Genomic DNA, 19,154 nt, shown 5'->3' on the forward strand with positions numbered 1-19,154 from the left:
AAATAGCAAATATACTTACAAAAGTGAAAAAGTGTCTACCGGTAGGGATTCATCCTTTCCAGTAGACACTTTTCCTCAAGCTTTCGTTTCAGCTTTTACTTCTTTAAAACAAGCAATGACATTGCCATCTTTGCTCTCATTTACAATCGAACTGCCATTAGAATACCGATCAACAAGACGTAATGACCCGGCCTCGACAGCAACTTTATTTTCGTTGCTCGTCAATAAAATGACAGTGTCGCCAGGCTTAACAAACTGTGTGCCGACAATACGATGTGGATTCGTTTTTAACTCTTTCAACACAACGACACCACGCTGCGACCTTGAAGCGGCCTCTAATTCCTTCAATCCCATCCTCTTGACAGATCCGCGTTGAGTAGCAATTAAAATTGAATCGCCTTCGTCACGTACGACAAGCATTGAAGCAAGCTTATCATCAGTTCTCAGATTAATGCCCCGAACACCAGCTGTTCGAACCCCAGTCACGGACAATTCACTGAACGGGAATCGTAATGCATATGCGTGTTCAGTAAATAGAATTACATCTTCCTCACCGGTAATGAGCTGTACATCGACCATCCGATCCCCTTTTTTCAAGTTCATCGCCTTAAATGTGCGGGAGTAGCGCTGTACTTGGAAATCGGACAGTTTTGACAGCTTAATATTTCCGTTATCCCCTACTGTTGCAACTATCGTTTGCTCATCGAAACTTTCAATACCAATTGCCGAAATGATTTCCTCATCTGGTTCCAAGGAAACGATGCTTGAAATATGTTGACCTAGGTCACGCCAACGGATATCCGGTAATTCATGGACCGGTTGATATATATAATTTCCGAGTGATGTGAATAACAGGAGATGATGCTGCGTATTCATGACCGTTTCCATGAGACTGTAATCAGATTCTTTCATTTCCTGACCAGTGCCGTTAGATGCGCTGTACGAACGTACGCTCGTGCGCTTAATATAACCATCTTTCGTAACTGATACGACGACTTCTTCGCTCGGCACAAGAATATCAAGATCGACTTTAATATTTTCGATTTTTTCCTCGATAATAGATCTTCTTTGTTCAGAAAACTGTTTACGGACTTCTAGTAATTCCTTCTTTATGACCGCAGAGAGCTTTTTATCGCTCTTTAAAATCGCATCTAGCTGATCAATGAGTTTGCGTAGTTCTGCATCCTCTTTTTTCAGTTCGGTAATATCTGTATTCGTCAATCTATATAACTGGAGGGATACAATTGCTTCCGCTTGCACTTCCGTGAAATCGAATTTAGCAATAATGTTATTTTTTGCATCACGTTTGTCTTTCGACGCTCTGATCGTCTTTATTACTTCATCAAGGATGGATAGTGCTTTCATGAGGCCTTCCACGATGTGAAGTCGATCTTTTGCTTTTTGAATATCGTACTCAGATCTTCTCGTAACGACATCTTTTTGATGCTCGATATAAGCATCCAATAGCATCGGTAATGACATAAGTGTCGGTCTTCTGTTGGATATAGCGACCATGTTAAAGTTATAAGTTACTTGAAGATCGGTGTTTTTTAATAAATATTGCAAGATTGCATTGCCGTCTATATCTTTCTTAAGTTCTACGACGATTCGAAGCCCGGTACGGTCGGATTCATCACGAACATCCGCAATGCCATCAAGCTTTCGATCTAAGCGAAGTTCATCGATTTTCTTCACTAGATTCGCTTTATTAACATCATATGGTATTTCAGTAATGACAATTTGTGATTTACCGGCTTTCAGCGGTTCGATTTCAGATTTTGCACGGATAATGAAGCGGCCTCTTCCCGTTTCATAAGCCGTTTTAATTCCATCTGTCCCTTGAATAATAGCACCCGTCGGGAAATCTGGACCTTTCATAACCGTCATTAATTGTTCCACTGACACATTTGGTTCGTCCATTCTCATTAGTACGGCGTCAATGACTTCATGTAACGCGTGAGGTGGAATGTCTGTCGCATATCCTGCCGATATGCCTGTTGACCCGTTGACGAGCAAATTCGGGAAACGGGATGGTAATACGGTTGGTTCGGGCTCTGTATCATCGAAATTTGGAATGAACTCAACTGTGTTTTTTCCGATGTCGCGCAACATTTCAGAAGCGATTGCAGAAAGCCTTGCTTCCGTATACCGCATTGCAGCTGCCGGATCTCCGTCCACTGAACCGTTGTTCCCATGCATTTCAATCATAAGATGGCGAAGTTTCCACTCCTGACTCATCCGAACCATTGCGTCATAAACGGAAGAATCACCATGAGGATGGTAATTACCGATAACGTTCCCTACTGTTTTTGCGGATTTCCTGAATGCTTTCTCGTGCGTGTTTCCCTCGTGGAACATCGCATAAAGAATCCTTCTTTGAACAGGTTTTAATCCATCCCTTGCGTCCGGAAGTGCTCTGTCCTGAATAATGTATTTACTATAGCGTCCAAATCGATCGCCGATTACTTCTTCCAAAGGCAAGTCCTGAAATCGCTCAGTCGAAGTCATTCAAAATCCCCCTCAACATGCAAAAATTCATTTTCCAAAATATTATGGTCTTCGGTACCGAAATCGACGTTCGCTTCGATCCATTTTCTGCGTGGCTCGACCTTGTCTCCCATAAGTGTGGTCACACGTCTTTCCGATTGTGCACCATCCTCTATCGTCACGCGAATGAGTGTTCGCGTCTCGGGGTTCATCGTTGTTTCCCACAACTGATCAGCATTCATTTCACCGAGACCTTTATAGCGCTGAAGCATATATCCGCGTCCGATTTTTTTAATTGCTTTGTCAAGATCAGCTTCAGTCCACGCATATTCAACTTGCTCCTTTTTACCCGTCCCTTTAAAAACTTTGTAAAGTGGAGGAAGTGCGATAAAAACTTTACCCGCCTCAATTAACGGCTTCATATATCGGTAGAAGAATGTCAGGAGAAGCACTTGAATATGTGCCCCGTCAGTATCGGCGTCTGTCATGATGACCACTTTATCGTAAGCGATATCATCAATTTCAAAATCAGCGCCTACGCCTCCACCGATTGCATGGATGATCGTATTAATTTCTTCGTTTTTCATTATATCTTCTAATTTGGCCTTTTCGGTGTTAATTACTTTACCGCGCAAAGGCAAAATCGCCTGGAACGTCCTGTCCCGGCCTTGTTTCGCTGAACCGCCGGCAGAATCTCCTTCGACAAGGTAGAGCTCATTTTTCGAAGCATTCCTCGACTGTGCGGGTGTTAGCTTTCCTGTAAGCAACGTATCCGAACGACGACGTTTTTTCCCGGAACGAGCATCTTCCCGCGCCTTTCTTGCAGCTTCCCTCGCTTGTTGAGCACGAATTGCTTTTCGGATTAAGTTTCCGCTTAACTCCGCATTCTCTTCCAAAAAGTAGAGCAGTTGCTGTGAAATGATTGCATCAGTAGCCGTTCTTGCTTCACTCGTCCCTAACTTCCCTTTCGTCTGTCCTTCGAATTGTAGGATTTCTTCAGGGATGCGAACCGATACAATCGCTGAAATACCTTCCCGTATATCGGAGCCGTCAAGGTTTTTATCTTTTTCCTTCAAAATTCCGGTTCTCCTCGCATAGTCATTGAATACGCGAGTCATTGCAGTCTTCGCCCCTGTTTCGTGCGTACCGCCATCTTTCGTCCGTACGTTATTAACGAAAGAGAGAATTGTTTCGGAATAGCCGTCGCTAAATTGAAAAGCGAACTCCACTTCTATTCCGTCGGATACCCCTTCCAAGTACGCGACATCATGAAGGACGTCCTTCTCTTCATTCAAATAAGAGATGAATGCCTCGATGCCTGTTTCGTAATGGAAGATGTCATGCTTATCAGTTCCTTCTTCTTTCAGGTTGATTTTCAGACCTTTCAGGAGGAATGCGGACTCTCGTAACCGTTCTGACAACAATTCATATTGATATTTAATCGTTGAGAATATCGTTGGATCCGGTTTGAAATGAATTAACGTCCCTTTCTCACGTGTCGTTCCGATTTCCTCTAATGTAGTGACAGGTTTCCCGCCTTTTTCAAATCGTTGTCTAAAAATCTTTCCATCGCGAAAAATCGTCACTTCGAGCCATTCGGAAAGCGCATTGACGACTGATGCACCAACTCCATGCAGCCCGCCACTCGTCTTATAGCCACCTTGTCCGAACTTACCTCCAGCGTGGAGTACGGTCAAAATGACTTCCGTCGTTGGCTTTCCTGTACTATGCGTCCCTGTCGGCATTCCGCGCCCGTAGTCACGTACTCCAATGCTGCCATCTTTGTGAATCGTAACGTCAATTTCAGAGCCGAATCCAGCAAGTGCTTCGTCAACTGCGTTATCGACGATTTCATAGACGAGATGATGTAGCCCCCGGGAATCCGTGGAACCAATATACATCCCTGGACGTTTTCGTACTGCATCAAGGCCTTCCAGCACTTGAATCGAATCATCATCGTATGTGTAAATTACTTCCTTGTTCGTCAAATCGCAACCCCCATCAAACGAATGTTCTCATTTTCTTTATATACTATCGTATCGCTTCCTGTAAAGCTTGTCAAATCAACGTTTCAGGTAGCTCGCTCAATTAATTGTATAGAAGAATCCGGCTGATTGCAATGAGATGAGGAAAATCTAGACAATCGATTACAATTTAGAACTTCATTCAATCCGTTGTCGACTTTCAACAGTTCTGCTAAACTTGAAACACAAAACAATTCACTACTAAATAAAGGGGAGCGTCATGGAAATTACCATACTCATACTAATCGCTTATTTACTCGGCTCGATCCCATCTGCATTATGGATTGGCAAACTGTTCTATAATACAGATGTTAGGCAGCACGGCAGTGGTAATCTTGGTGGAACGAACACATTCAGAGTGCTAGGAAAAACAGCGGGATTGGTCGTTACTATTCTCGATATATTGAAAGGGACAGCTGCTGTATTGCTTCCTCTATTACCGTATTTTAGTTCTGCCAGCATCCACCCTCTTCTACTCGGAGTATTTGCTGTCGTCGGACATATGTTCCCTGTCTTTGCAAAATTCAGAGGTGGCAAAGCGGTTGCTACTTCAGGCGGTGTTTTACTAGGGTATAACTGGCCAATATTTATTATCGTCTTACTCACGTTTTTAATTGCCTTGAAGGTGACAAAGATGGTGTCCCTTTCATCAATGATTGTAGCTACTGTCGCTTTCATTTACTGTGTCGTCTTCTACTTCTGGACGGGTGATGTCTACCTAATGATCATCGTCGGTTTGATGGGAGTTTTCATCTTCTATAGGCACCGTGCGAATATCGCCAGAATTAAAGCGGGAACCGAACCTAAAGTGAAGGGGCTATAATAATTTAAAGGAAGTAGCAACTGAAAGGCAGGAAATTTAAATGAAAATCGTTTTATCGGAGAATGCACTAAAATGGTTTTATGAAGAGATGGAAGCGGAAGCTGGCAATTATATTAAATTTTTTGCTAGGTACGGAGGTTCCAGCCCATTGCATGAAGGATTCTCGCTCGGTATTATGAAAGAAGATCCTGATGAAATCGCGGTCGAAACAGAAATTGCCGGTGTGCATTTTTATATTGAACGTAGGGATTACTGGTTTTTCGATGAACATGATCTCCATGTAGATGTCAATCCGAAACTAAATGAGCTCATTTTTACGTATGAAAAAGCGTGATGGCCTAGCCACACGCTTTTTTTGCGTCTAGACTCCGGGCGCTAGAGTCTCGGGGTCATAAGTCAAAGCTGCTCTGTGGCAAAGACCGCCACGCCGCATCTTCGCCTTATGCCTGTCGCCTCTAGCAAGCGCCCTGCGCTTTTGTTGTTCCGTAATTTTCCTTTTTTATGCTGTAATCTATTTGTAAAGAAGTCCGATAAATCTATTACTGGCGCGTAGTTATGCAAGTCGTCATTCCCCCAGGCAATTATTCCCACAAACCGACCTCATTATTCCATGCTACTATCATTCACAGGTAAGAAAATATGAATCTCAGGAGGAAAATTATGAAACGTAAACTTTTTTCAGCAGCACTAGTTACTTGTCTCAGTGTTAGCTCCTTAACAGTTCCATTATACAATCCATCTCAAACAGTCTCTGCCGCCACGACTCAAACATCTCAACAAGCCGTTGCAGCAAAAGCGGAGCAATTGATTCAGACGGCAAAGAGCTTAATTGGAAAATCGACATATAGTACGGCAGTATACAAGCCTACATATCCGTATCAGTTTTCATGCGCCACATTCCTTATGTATATATTTGAGAAAAATGGCGTAGACCTTGCGACATACAATGAAGACTTCATGATGCAGCAAGGCACTCCAGTTGCAAAAGGACAATGGCAAAAAGGGGATCTCCTCTTCTTCAGTAGTAAGAAATCGAAGGTTCCGGATCACGTCGCCATGTATATTGGTGATAACAAGGTCATTCATATGGCAGATCCAAAACAGAATATCGTCATTTCAGACATGAACAGCAAACCGTATTATACTGAAAGCTATATCGGCGCACGTCGTGTTCTCCCAAGTTTGATGGCATCTAATCCGGCAACGAAAGGTGACAATATTGTCAGCCTCGCCTATGATTTGAAAAAAAGCGCTAATAAGTACACGAGTACCGATTTCGTCAATCATGTATACAAAAACAACGGTATCACATTAAATGCATCCAGCCTTAAAGCTCTTCAAAGCAATGGTACGACAGTTTCCCGTTCCAACTTGAAGAAAGGCGATCTTGTCTTCTTCAGCAGTTCAATAGGCTCATCTACCCCTGCTCTAGTTGCCATTTATGCGGGTGATCATCGTCTTATCATCCCTACTTCCGGCGGGGTTATTTCACGAGTTTTACTTGTAGATTATTATAATGATCGATTTATTACGGCAAAAAGAGTCTTAACGGACAATGTGTCTACAGCGCCTACTGCGGACAAGCTCGTAAATTTTGCTAGCAGCCTAACAGGTAAAGCGAAATTTGGATATGTATATAATGAAAATACTTTGACGTTCACAGGAGCAGGCTTCACTTATTATGTCTATAAACAGAACGGAATTGACTTAAAAAGCAAGATGGCTGCTCAGCAATCCCAAGTTGGTACTGCTGTTCTTAAATCCAATCTGAAAAAAGGAGATCTTCTCTTCTTCTCATTGGATAATAAACGAACACGCATTAGCCAAACAGGTATTTATATTGGTGGAAACCAATTTATAAGCTTATCTACGACTGGTAAAGTTGTAACACAAAGCATGTCTTCTACTTGGGCATCTCAAAACTTTGTAAAAGCAACTCGTGTTCTGTCTAACTAAATTCAAAAAGAAGCATCATAACGTTTTTCACGTTACGGATGCTTCTTTTTTCATTCACTTTTTTAATGATTTGGCAAAATCAATCATACCTCTACTCGACATCGGTCCTTTAATAAGGACAAGTGAGTGATCATCGAATAAATGATCCAACCGATTTCCAATGTCCCTTACACTCTCGAATATCCGTATATTCGCATTGCTGCCATCACGCATTGCTTGCCTCGCAATTTCTTCCGCTTTTTTACCAATCGTAATGAGTGTATGAATATTCCTCTTAGCGACCATGCTACCGATTTCCCGATGGTATTTCTTTTCGAAATTTCCAAGTCTATTAATATCTCCTAATATGAGGATCACATTTTTCCCTTTACCGAGTGAGTCAAGCACTTTTAGTGCAGCTTCAACTGACGTTGGATTGTTCGTCCACGTATCATCGATAATTGTACTGCCGTTAATCCCTTTTGAAAATTCTAAATGTCGATCCATATTTTCATATGTCTTCAAACGTGAAATTGCGAATTTTATATCCACTCCCATTTCGTTCACCGCCGCCAACGCTGCAAGCGCATTGCTAACTTGGTGCTCCCCGTATCCAGGAACGTAAGCGCTATATTCCTTACGATCTATATGAAGGATAAAATCCATTCCACCTACTCCGTAAGTGATTCGAGAAGCTCTTATATCTGCTTTTGCATCCGTGCCAAAATAAACAATTTTACCTTTGAATCCATCGAGTCTTAACTTTTTACTATTTTGATCATCAGCATTCAAAATGAGAGTTCCGCCATCCTTAATACCACCAATAATTTCTGCTTTTGCTTTAATATACCCTTCTAAATTTACACACCCATCTAAATGATGAACACCAATATTCGTAATGATACCGATTGTAGGCTGATAAATCATACATTGATGTTTAATATTACCCGAATTACCGAGTCCATGTTCGAAAACTGCAGCTTGCGTATGATCATTAATTCCCATCAAATATGGTAATGAACGTCTCGGCTCGTTTTTACTGCTGACCGATGCATGCACATTCCACTTAGCTGAAAGCATATGCCTAATCATATCTTTCGTTGTCGTCTTGCCACAAGTACCTGTTATCGTCACTACAGGTATTTGAAACTGGTTCCGATAAAATTCGATGAACTTCCAATAGGCCTGGACAAGGCTCGTTACTTGCATAACAGTCGTATTCGGCAAGACTTCCTTCAAATTTATTGAGGACTTATCGGTGATGACGAGGGAAGGGCCTTTTTTATCGATGGCTACCCAATTAATTTCATCTCCCCTGCTTGTGAAAAGTAGGGAATTCCGCCTCATATGGTCGTGTCGTTTGTAGTAGATCGCATCTTCCACTTTCCAATTTACCGGTCCTGAGATAATTTTTCCTCCAAGCACTTTCCTAATTTCATTGACAGCTATCGGCTTCATTGCATTTCCTCCCTTCCATCGAACTTCGATTCAGTCACTCTTTTTATGTTTTTTTATATAGTAAGAAATCCTCTTGTGGATTTCGTTGTTTTCAAACATATAAAACATAGAGAGAGAGGGTGCATAATTCCCCTCAATAATCCATACCGCACCTTTGCGATCAATTCCAATGTCAAATCCAATAATTGAAAGCTCCTTATTTTTTCTCCAAAGTCTTTTGGAAGCTTTTTTGCAAATGGTTTCAATCCGTTTCCGGCAATGTTCATATGAAACTTCATTGTCCGATTCGTTAATAGCCTTATTGAGAGAGAGCAACTTACTTGCGCGGTTCGACACGAAATAATCTTTTGCCGCCACTTTCACGAGTTGCCCAGTTACAATCCAATTTCCTTCATCTAGTTGAGTAATAACACGCACGTCGAATGGGCATCCGTTAATTTCCGTAAGTGGAATCCTTTGTTGAACGATATAATCTTTCTTCAATAAATAATGCTCGAGTAAATAGTGATACAGTTCATTAAAATCACTTTTAACCGTTCTGTTTTGCTTTTCATGCACCTCGAAAGTCATTGTATCAGTCATCGATAGTTTAACGATTCCTCTTCCTTGCTGCCCTATACACGGTTTGAGGATCACCTCTGAATAGGTGTTCAGAAATACAATCAATGTCTTTTTTGCACATAGCTCTGTAGCTGGCAAGCATGGACGAATTGATCGTTTTTCATAAAGTGAATGATATTGGCTCCACTTGCTATTTCGTTCATGCAAAACTGTATCAGTTATCCAATAGTCACCACTACCGTTTTTGGCAATTTCCACGACGATCGTATGACAATTAGGAAAGGCTGTACCAAGCCTTTTTGCAACGGCTGTGACAAAACTGTTCAATTTCCATATATGAAATAGATCTTTAACTTGTAAGCTGCTATCATCCATTCGTGCGTTTTGAACAATTTTCCAATTCGCTTGGTGGGACTTTCTATGAAGGGTATAACGGCAATGGTAGAGATTTACTGAATGAATCGGACTTGCTTGAACGATATAATACTTTTTTGTGCAAATTTGTTTTGTTAAATAATCGTATGTTTCTTCTTTGCTTGAAAACCGGAAGACTTCGATACCCGTTGCCAATTCGAATCCATCATCGTTACCTATTACCCGGACTTCTTGCGGTCCTACTAGCGGCTTAATAAGAATACAATTGTATTTTTCTAAAAAATAGTCGAATGTCAATTTTGATAACAGTTTCATTTCCAATAGGTACTTAGATAAATCTGAGTCCGAATTTAAAATTCGATGTTGACCAAAACGTCCTCGTATTCCCTTCATAGACTTCCCTCCTTCAGCTCTAAATTGATAGGTAGAGAACCCCCGATCGTAGATCAGGAGTTCTCATAGTCTTAAGCTTCCTCACAGCCTAGTGCAACGATGGACCCTTGTGCAACCGGTGCTGCACCACTTTGGTTGAAAAATCCGGTTATGACAAAACTTTGTACAATATCCACGTTCGCTGGTGCGACTTGGTCTCTGAAGACAGCTTCAAATGGGAACTGAGTAGTGTTGTTTACGAGTCCAGTACCCGTAACGGTTACTTCACAATTTTGACCTTGTCGATTACAAACAACAGATGTAATTGAGTTTGCGACAAACGTAAAGCTATTTACACCACCCATCGTCTCCGTGTCAACAAAATCTAAGGACAAAGTTGACGAAGTTAGCGTTGTGACACATACGTTCGCCATGTATGTTAAGTCACCTTTAATCGTTCCCATCTGGCCATTGAAGCGGACATTGTTCCTTCTCGATATCGCATTGACTAATACACCACACGGACATTCCATACCCATAATGATATCCCTCCTTTCTATTTGAACTACTTCTACTATATTGATTGATGGAAGGATACGGCTTGGTGTTTGTCCCAATTCGGGTAGTAAAAATTATTTTAGATAATTTATTTGTCCGTAAAACGCAATCGGAAGCCTAACACACTACTTATTAGTCAACTAACTTTTTTTCTCAATAAAGTAGCGAGTATCTTTATCGATTCGCTGAGCATGTCACCTTTAATAAGTACAATTGAATCTTCATTCACAATTTTTTTCAACAACTCATACGACAGAATATGGTTATTGAATGAATGGACCTCTATGTTGTCGTTTTTTTGGGAAACAGTGTCCGCCATAATTTTTGCATGTTTTCCTATTGTAATTAATACATCAACCTTACTTTCTGCAATGAGTTCACCCGCTCGTTCATGAATTTTATACCCCCACGATCCGAGGTCGGTTATCGTGCCGATGACAGCAATCTTCTTTTTCCCTTCATCAATTGCTTTCAACACTTGCAATGCTGCGCGCAACGAAGTTGTCGTAATACTCCATGTGTCATCGATAATCGTTGCACCGTTTAACCCTTTCAGTAGTTGTAATTGCTTATTGAGTGTTTGGAAGGACCTGAAATGGACTGCGATATCATCGAGACTCATTCCAATTTGGTAAACTGCTGCAATAGCTGACAGCGCATTGCAAACTTGGTGTTCGCCGAGACCCGGAACGAGCATTCTATATTTTTTTTGCTTATGTTGTACAGTCATGTACATTCCTTCAGACGAAAATAAAATATCACTCGCTTTGAAATCACTTCTTGAATGGATTCCGACTTTAACAATCGTTCCTTTGAAATTCTTCAAATCCAGTTTTCTTGTATTCTGATCATCTGCGTTAATGATAAGAATGCCATCTGGTTGAAGGGCTTCGCACATTTCCCCTTTCGCAGCGATATAACCTTCCAATGTTTTACAATAATTTAAGTGGTGTTCCCCGATATTCGTAATGATGCCAATCGTCGGTTTTAAATAAGCGGCAGCATTAGTAATATCGCCAGGCGCGCCGACTGCCGTTTCGAACACTGCCGCTTCCGTTGTCTCATCCATGCCGAGAAGATAGGACAAATGGGCGGTCCTTGAATTATTTGTACTGTTCGTATGTGCGACTTTTCGACTGAAAGATAATAAATGACGAATCATTTCTTTTGTCGTCGTTTTCCCGGCTGTACCTGTCACGGCAATTACAGGGATATTAATAGAAGCCCGGTAATTGTTTATGAACTCCCAATAAGATTCTTGCAAATTATCAACTTTGATAATCGTTAATCCCTCAGTCAGTCCGGTTATTTCCATCTCCCGTTCTGTCACAATTGCAAGCGGGAAATAAGGTTTCAGCCGGTCCCACCTGACAATATTCCGTTTTAGAAACAAAATCGTATGTGGATGCCTTACTTGTTTAAGTCGATAAGCTCCGTGATGTATTAGCAAATCATCTTTTCCGTGAATCAATTTACCGGATATAATATTGCGGATATACCCTGTCGTTAGAGGTTTCAATTAGTTCACTCCCTTCCCCCTCGTATAGTGTATGACCGCTCGTTTTGAAGAGCCTGTACGAAAAACCTGCGTACACAAAATCGGTGATAGTTACTCACCTCTAGGATGTATAACTATGTCGATAAACGATTCCTTCATAACCTATATAGAGTTGTCTTATATGAAGGAGTTGGGCTTGTTGAAAACGATCATCTTTATCGGAACGAATAAATCGGGTTCAAGCAGAGAAGCAATTAGAGCTGCTGAACGGCTCGGTTACTTCACGGTACTATTTACAAATAATGAGAGGCAGATTCAGCAACGTAAAGAATATGTAGATGTGCATGAAATGACACTCGTCGACACGACCAATTTGGCCGCAATGCGTAAAGAGATTCGTTTATTGCAATCCAAAGGGAATGAAATTATGACGATTGCCAGTTTTGTCGATTCCAATGTCGCCCGTGCCCTAAAACTTTGTGAGGAATTTTGTCCGAACGGCACTTCTTCGAGTGCAGTCGATATTATGGAAAACAAAGCAGGGACAAGGGCTTCATTGAATGGGCTTCCCTATACCCCCAAGTTCATAACACTTCCTCCTAAAGTGAAGCTTGAACCGTCTACGATTGAGGTTTTTCCTCGTTTTCCTCTTATTGTGAAATCATCTTCCTCTACGGGATCAAAAGATGTATTACAAGCTTCCGATTTAGAACAATTGAAACGCCATATTCGGAAATTAAATGAAAAGGATCCCGATGAGTCGATCATTATTGAGGAGTTCATTGAGGGGGATCAATATTTAGTAGAAGCAATTGTCCATGAAAAGAAAATTCAAATTGCGGGTGTCATCCAACAAGAAATCACATACGGTAAACGGTTTATCATTACTGGTTATGGGGTCCTTGCTATTGTGCCAAAGCAATTGAATGACAGCATTATGGAAGTACTAAGCGCTATCATTGAAAAATTCGATATCCGAAATGGAGCACTACATGTCGAAATGCGTCTCACGGATAATGGATGGCGTATTATTGAAATTAATCCTAGGATTTCAGGCGGTGCAATGAACAATATGCTAAAAGCTGCTTTCGGGTTTGATTTAGTCGAAGAAACACTGAAATTATACTTAGGCGAAAAACCTTCCTTAACTCACAAACATCGGCATTTCGTATTCACCCAATATGTTATTCTCGATAAAAAAGGGATTTTAGAAAAAGTGACAGGCAAAAACAGGGCGAGAAAATCGCCGGGCGTCGTAGAAGTGTATGTAAAGCCGAAAAAAGGGACGCAACTTATGCCGCCACTGTCGATGGGGCACCGCTATGCATATGTTATCGCGCAAGGTAGGACATTAGAATTAGCAAAGTCATTAGCAAAAAAAGCTGCAAAAGAAATTCATTTTCACTTAAAGCAATAATAGAAAGGACTCCCACTTGTGGAGTCCTCTTTCTTGTTTACCTAAAGTTTTTGTCGATAAATTTTACAGTTTCGAACATATTTGTCTTACTCGCTCCTTTAATAAGGATTGTATCGTCTTTACTAATTAGCTTGGATAGCAATGCGTGAAGCTTTTCTCGATCTGTAAAATGATAAATCTTGTCTTCAGCCATGCCTCGTTTCTTAGCTTGAGCGCCAATCTCTTCCGTTCTAAATCCGTACGTTATTAATAAATCGATTCCTTGCTGTTGAATATAGTCGCCGACTTTCCGGTATTCTCTTTCACGAATATCCCCAAGTTCCCTCATTTGTCCGATAATAGCGATTTTACGATGCTTAGCCAGATTTACGAGGACATCGATTGCTGCACGTACACCTTCAGGATGAGAATGGACTGTATCGTCGATTAATGTAATGTTATCTTTGCAATTGTAAATTGTTAATCGACGTGGCGGTTTTTTGAACAAAAGCCCTGTCTTTATTTCCATAGGTGAAAATCCAAGTTGGTCTGCAATTGCAATTGCGGACAATGCATTATATACATGATGCTCTCCGAAAATCGGGATAAATAATTCTACTTCCTCATTGTGAAGTTTCATTTTAAAGCTCATACCTTGATCCGCGTACTGTACATCGTATGCACGATAATCCGCCTGCTTTTGAATGCCGATTGTAATCGTTTTTCCTTTAAAATTCCGCGTCTCCAAAAATCGTGAATTGTCATTATCTCTGTTTAGGCATAGCACTCCATATTGGTCCATCCCATGAATTAATTCAGACTTGGCTTTCGCAACACCTCTCGGATCGCCGTTAAAGTTGCCGACGTGTGCCAAACCGACATTTGTTACAATCGACATATTCGGCTGAATGATTCGGCAATGCTCGGTGATAACTCCCGGATAAGCCATGCCGTACTCGAGAACAACTGCTTGGTGTGACGAATTTATCTCTGCAGCATGTTTTTTCGTATGTTCTGTCGTATTCCAGTAGTCCTTTGACTCGAACACATTCCATTTCTTTGACAGAATTGATGATAGGAAAGCTTTTGTCGTTGTTTTACCAGCGCTTCCCGTAATAGCGATAATTGGTGTTTTAATTTCTTTCTTTGATTTTTTGCGTTTCATTTCTCTTATTTTTAATTGGATCGCCTGTTGATTTTTTGCAATGTACATCGCATACTTAATTGTATTTTTGACGACGTCCAATTCCAAATAAAATGCGGGTGGACAACCGGGTCGCCAGTTCACTTCATAAATCCATAGCTTTAGTTGTTCATCCATTCCGATGTCCACTCCGATTTCATCAATCACCTCACCGAACTTCTCCATTTGTAGCTCATCTAAGTGCTTTGCTAGTGATAATGAAAAGAACTCTAGCTTCTTTCGGATATTAAATGCTTCATCCTTAAACTCTTGTTCTAAAAAAGGATCCAAATAGTTCGTATAGCCGCCGCTATTAATATTTGCAATTATCGATCCTTGCGGTGCAATTCGTGGATATATCGTTGTAATTACCCATTCACCTTCGCCATTTTTTTGCACATGCAGCCTGAAGTCAAATACTTGCCCTGATTTTGTTACAGATTGGATGTACGGTTGAACGATGAACGTCTCTTTCGATAATTTCTGTTTAATGAAGCCGTTTAATTGAGGTTTTCCGTACGTCCTTTCCGTCCCATCCCCTTTTACAGAAAAACGTCCTCCTTCTTGCACAATAAAAAAAATCCCTTTTCCTTTTCGACCATCAATTGGTTTAAAAACCACTTTTTCAAAAGCTGAAAGGAATTTGAAGAAATGCTCCGTATTCTTCACGACTTCTGTAGGTATTAAATAGCTCGCAAAATCTTTTGCTTCTTTCAATCGACGGTTCACACTCCATTTATTGCCGATTGAATATGTCGTAAAAGGAATCTCTTTTTTCAACTTCTCAATAACGTCCTTCGATTTCGATAGTTTCTCAGGGCTTCCTGCATTATAGATGACATTTGGAAATGGCATGACTTTCGTTTGCCACCCGCCATTTTCGTACACTTGTCCTTTGATTGTACGATTTAAAAAGTTCACTTCACCGGGTGAGAAATAGAAAAACTTCGCCCCTTCCGCTCGAGCTACCGCTGCAAATGCATACGCTTTCATAACCGTTTCTGGATCTTTCCGATGATGCAACATGCCTATGATCGTCATGAACATTCTCCTTTACTCTTATTAACGGCTCTCTCTAGTACATTCATGCGACTTCGAAATGATAAGGACAAGAGTTTACAAATGGGTGAATTAGTTTTTCGTTTTTATGCTTTCGATTCGATGATTGGCAGCGGACGTCCGACAAGTTCATGAGAAAGCGGATTGATAAAAGAAAAGTTGCAGATTTTCACAAAAATTTTATGCGAGGTCGGTTTTAAACTGTATAAGTCATGATCGGTAAGAGCTGGGTGCCCTTTTAAGTCTAGCGGTAGAAGCAATGATAATTGTGCAATGCAGCTTTCCTCTTCGATTTTTTCCAGTCTAAAATACGGAGTGGAACATCCGTTCGAGATGGCGGTAAAAGGAGTGGTATGATCTGCCGTTTGCAGCATAAAGGGGATCGTGTCTGTGGCATGTGGCATATGAATGAAACGGGATCCTTTTCCAAACTCCGCAAGCAATTGCTGCTCCTTCCATAACTCCTTCATCTCTTCACATAAACGACATTTCCTCAACATATTCCCCTCCTTTAGAAATAAATAAATTTAAAACGGTTCAATATAGAACTTTATAAGCCTTACGGCGTATTCAGCCCGCTCCTTTGCCTCTTCCGGTGAATTACCAACTGCCATTACATAACCATATCGATGGCCCATCGATAGCGGAGGCATCATCGTGGCGCCAATTGACGGTTTCACATGCACGTCGACGACTCCTGGGCATAGATGAGCCTGTTCGACACCGTCTATTTCTAATAAATAACCAGTGCTCGTTATTGTTATATAAGAGGTGAAGACGGATTGTTGTTTTCTTCTAATCAAGTCCGGCTCTTCACCGAGATAGAGCTTGATTGTCTCCTGGACAAGATTGATGCCGAACGCTTGTTCAATCATCCGATTCATCGCTCCGCCGGAAATTCGGGGATTCAGTTCTATCAATTTCCACCCATTTTGGGAATAACGCATTTCAAAATGGCAAGAACCATTGTAAAGGCCAATTTCCTGAATAATTGAAGTAACAGTCTCCCATAAACTTCTGTAGAGTGATTTATCCATACTTGTCATAACATCATAGGCAGTTACGATGAATGTGTAATCGTGCATAATTTCCTGCTGTACAATCGCTACAATGATTGGGAGAGCACCTATTACAATAACTTCAATAACGTATTGGGGGCCCTCTATAAATTCTTCTATAAGTAATGGCTCTCCAGGTAAGCGGTTTGCCAGTCGTTTTTCGGTAATATCAAGCTTCCATTCATCTTCAATATAATAAACATCTTTAGACCCATTCGAGATTGTTTTTTTCATGATGAATGGATACGTAATTGATGGCTTAAGTGGACTTGCAGTAATCATTTCAAATTCGCATGAAGTCGGATTGTTTCGCAATGCGAGACGAGTTTTCATTTTATCCTCCATGAGCTGCAATGCTGCAGAAGAAATAGATGATCCACAAAATTCATTGGATAGGTTAGCCGCCATTGAGACGTAAGGATCGACAAAACTAATAATTGCTTTAATGTCATGACCTGTTTGGATGAGTTGAACAAGTTGCTTCCTTATAATTGCTTCTTCCATTGACTTCATATAAATAGGTTGAACATCTTTAAGTCGCTTTCGCAAAAATGCTTTTCGATTGGTCAGTAAAATGGCAGTGTAGCCTAACTGGCTAGCAACCGCCAATGCGTCCATGCTCGATCCTGTCGTAGATGATCCGATATATACAATTGCCCTCATTTTTCCATCCTTCCATGAAGACAATACTCTTCTTTCAATTGTATGCGAATGCACCTTGCTGTCTTAGGCAAATAAAATAAGCATGAAGGATTATCCCTCATGCTTACTTTGTAAATTAAATCGATTCACTTGTTCATCTAAACCGGCGTCCAGCAATGCTTGCAACTCTGTCTTACCGAAAAGGTCGAAATGAGGATAATCTTCACGGTGGTCGATCCATTCAGGCTTTAATCCGTATTGTTTACCCCATATGATTAATTTGTCGAGATTTGCGCAGCCGACCTTTGTAACGGTTTTACAGCCTGGAAATCGATCGTCGAGCCAGTAGTGGGTGAGAAAAGCTATTTCTCCAGCACGAACTGCTTCTTTCCACGCTTTCAATTCCGCGCGATTAATGCCGAACGCCATTAGTCAGTCACCCGGCAGATTTCCAAATATTTCGCGTCCCATTCAGGAGCAATTTTTCGTAATGAAACCGGTCTAAAGCTATCCCTTTTCACTAAAATATGTTCAGAAGTGGCTGTTGCCGCAACTGTTCCATCTTCGTGTAGGATTTCGTAGCCATACACGGTGCGGAGTTTCCCATGGGACTCGACCCATGTCCGAACAGTTGCTTTTTGGCCGTATTTCATCGCTGCCTTATATTGAATTGATAAGTCAATAACAGGGGAAAGATATCCTTCCGATTCGAGACCGGCGTATGTAAAACCTAAATCTTGAATAAGGCTCGTTCGGCCAATTTCCATCCATACTAAGTAATTGGCATGATAGACGACACCCATCTGGTCCGTCTCCGCATACCGGATTTCTACTTCTTTTTCACTGACAAACACTGACACTGTCATCACCTCTCACGACCATTATACAAGAGTGGAGAGAACATTGCTGTTTGTGTAACTTGTAAGATTTACGCTTCAGGCGGACGCTTTCCGCGGGCGTCGCTTCAGCCTCCTCACTTCGCTTTGCTTCGTTGCGGGGTCTTCTGCTGACGCTGTTCCCGCCGGAGTCGCCGCCTTCCGCTTCAATCAACGTAGTTTCTAATTATTTGCGATTCATTTCAAATGTCTTTTGTTTGTTATATATTTTTCTTCATATCCTTTACATAAGCTCTTTCTAGCTTCCTTACATAAAATCATCAATGATCTCTACAACCTGAATTTCTCCATTAATCAATAGCTCAGGAAGCTCATTTTCCACATTACCCTTCCAATACTCTTTCGCTTGAGCAATTTTTTGAGCGAAAGGGATTCCATCTTCTTTTGGTAGAAGGTTGGCATCTCCTTCAAAATAACTCCCTTGCACTCGTAATTTTACAATCTGTAATACATTCCGATTATAGGAGTCGAACAATTGTTTCCACTTCAATGCGTCTTCATATGTTTTTGCTGCGTATAAGCATGATAATCTGGAAGGGTGGTCAGGATACTCTTGTAGTCTTACCATTTCTGTTATTACTTCTCTAATGGCTCTCATTGTTTGGCCCATATATCTACTAACTACTTCGGCATCTTCCATATTCAAATTTAATCCATCTATTGTATAGTGGTCCTGTAGAATCCGTAGAGAGTCTTCTCCTTTAGAATTCAATTGTTCTTTTTCAAAAAAGAAGCGATATAATGTGTTTGGTTGATTGTCGTCAAAGTGGATGATCTGCCCAAGTTCCATTTTCTTATTCGTGACGATATGGTATGCAACTATTTTATT

Annotated in this window: 16 protein-coding genes; 4 read left to right on the forward strand and 12 right to left on the reverse strand. The window is 41.0% G+C overall.

Annotated features, from left to right (window positions below; genetic code table 11):
- Window positions 1-75: 75 nt before the first annotated feature.
- On the reverse strand, window positions 76-2,508 hold the full coding sequence (gene parC, locus QM454_RS13685) for a DNA topoisomerase IV subunit A (protein ID WP_432358909.1): 2,433 nt from the start codon (window positions 2,506-2,508) through the stop codon (window positions 76-78).
- Window positions 2,505-4,475: a DNA topoisomerase IV subunit B gene (gene parE, locus QM454_RS13690; RefSeq protein ID WP_432358911.1), complete on the reverse strand. Its 1,971-nt coding sequence runs from the start codon at window positions 4,473-4,475 to the stop codon at window positions 2,505-2,507. The genes parC and parE overlap by 4 nt, the downstream gene beginning before the upstream one ends.
- Window positions 4,476-4,731: 256 nt before the next feature.
- Between parE and plsY the strand changes: the two genes are divergently transcribed.
- The 3 genes from plsY (at window position 4,732) to QM454_RS13705 (ending at window position 7,290) form a co-directional block, all read left to right on the forward strand.
- Window positions 4,732-5,334 carry a glycerol-3-phosphate 1-O-acyltransferase PlsY gene (gene plsY / locus QM454_RS13695; protein WP_432358913.1) on the forward strand — a complete coding sequence of 201 codons (603 nt, stop codon included), beginning with the start codon at window positions 4,732-4,734 and terminating at the stop codon, window positions 5,332-5,334.
- 40 nt (window positions 5,335-5,374) lie between these two features.
- Complete coding sequence (locus tag QM454_RS13700; protein WP_432358915.1) at window positions 5,375-5,668, forward strand: HesB/YadR/YfhF family protein; 294 nt, start codon at window positions 5,375-5,377, stop codon at window positions 5,666-5,668.
- Between the two features lie 326 nt (window positions 5,669-5,994).
- Window positions 5,995-7,290 carry a C40 family peptidase gene (locus tag QM454_RS13705; RefSeq protein ID WP_432358917.1) on the forward strand — a complete coding sequence of 432 codons (1,296 nt, stop codon included), beginning with the start codon at window positions 5,995-5,997 and terminating at the stop codon, window positions 7,288-7,290.
- Between the two features lie 54 nt (window positions 7,291-7,344).
- Here the strand turns inward: QM454_RS13705 and QM454_RS13710 are convergent, their stop codons facing one another.
- From QM454_RS13710 to QM454_RS13725, 4 genes are all read right to left on the reverse strand, one after another.
- Window positions 7,345-8,727: a Mur ligase family protein gene (locus tag QM454_RS13710; protein WP_432358919.1), complete on the reverse strand. Its 1,383-nt coding sequence runs from the start codon at window positions 8,725-8,727 to the stop codon at window positions 7,345-7,347.
- Window positions 8,728-8,757: 30 nt separating this feature from the next.
- Entirely contained in the window at window positions 8,758-10,056 is a 1,299-nt protein-coding gene (locus QM454_RS13715) for a YheC/YheD family protein (RefSeq protein WP_432358921.1), read from the reverse strand.
- A gap of 71 nt (window positions 10,057-10,127) precedes the next feature.
- The gene (locus tag QM454_RS13720) at window positions 10,128-10,574 is read right to left on the reverse strand and encodes a hypothetical protein (RefSeq protein WP_432358923.1); all 447 of its coding nucleotides are present in this window, start codon (window positions 10,572-10,574) and stop codon (window positions 10,128-10,130) included.
- A gap of 155 nt (window positions 10,575-10,729) precedes the next feature.
- Window positions 10,730-12,112, reverse strand: a complete 1,383-nt coding sequence (locus QM454_RS13725; RefSeq protein WP_432358925.1) for a Mur ligase family protein — start codon at window positions 12,110-12,112, stop codon at window positions 10,730-10,732.
- Window positions 12,113-12,227: 115 nt separating this feature from the next.
- Here QM454_RS13725 and QM454_RS13730 point away from each other — a divergent pair, with 115 nt between their 5' ends.
- Entirely contained in the window at window positions 12,228-13,508 is a 1,281-nt protein-coding gene (locus QM454_RS13730; protein ID WP_432358927.1) for an ATP-grasp domain-containing protein, read from the forward strand.
- Window positions 13,509-13,545: 37 nt separating this feature from the next.
- Here the strand turns inward: QM454_RS13730 and QM454_RS13735 are convergent, their stop codons facing one another.
- The 6 genes from QM454_RS13735 to QM454_RS13760 form a co-directional block, all read right to left on the reverse strand.
- Complete coding sequence (locus tag QM454_RS13735) at window positions 13,546-15,711, reverse strand: YheC/YheD family protein (RefSeq protein ID WP_432358929.1); 2,166 nt, start codon at window positions 15,709-15,711, stop codon at window positions 13,546-13,548.
- Window positions 15,712-15,815: 104 nt separating this feature from the next.
- Complete coding sequence (locus QM454_RS13740; protein WP_432358931.1) at window positions 15,816-16,226, reverse strand: CotY/CotZ family spore coat protein; 411 nt, start codon at window positions 16,224-16,226, stop codon at window positions 15,816-15,818.
- Window positions 16,227-16,256: 30 nt separating this feature from the next.
- Window positions 16,257-17,450, reverse strand: a complete 1,194-nt coding sequence (locus QM454_RS13745) for an ATP-grasp domain-containing protein (RefSeq protein WP_432358933.1) — start codon at window positions 17,448-17,450, stop codon at window positions 16,257-16,259.
- A 90-nt stretch (window positions 17,451-17,540) separates the two neighbouring features.
- Window positions 17,541-17,858 carry a hypothetical protein gene (locus QM454_RS13750; RefSeq protein ID WP_432358935.1) on the reverse strand — a complete coding sequence of 106 codons (318 nt, stop codon included), beginning with the start codon at window positions 17,856-17,858 and terminating at the stop codon, window positions 17,541-17,543.
- Window positions 17,858-18,283 carry an acyl-CoA thioesterase gene (locus QM454_RS13755; RefSeq protein ID WP_432364017.1) on the reverse strand — a complete coding sequence of 142 codons (426 nt, stop codon included), beginning with the start codon at window positions 18,281-18,283 and terminating at the stop codon, window positions 17,858-17,860. The genes QM454_RS13750 and QM454_RS13755 overlap by 1 nt, the downstream gene beginning before the upstream one ends.
- A gap of 289 nt (window positions 18,284-18,572) precedes the next feature.
- Window positions 18,573-19,115 (reverse strand): DUF2441 domain-containing protein, encoded by a 543-nt coding sequence (locus QM454_RS13760; protein WP_432358937.1) that lies wholly within the window; start codon window positions 19,113-19,115, stop codon window positions 18,573-18,575.
- Window positions 19,116-19,154: the final 39 nt, after the last annotated feature.

Origin of the sequence: Sporosarcina sp. UB5 (assembly GCF_050859005.1) — a bacterium.
Taxonomy (GTDB): Bacteria; Bacillota; Bacilli; order Bacillales_A; family Planococcaceae; genus Sporosarcina.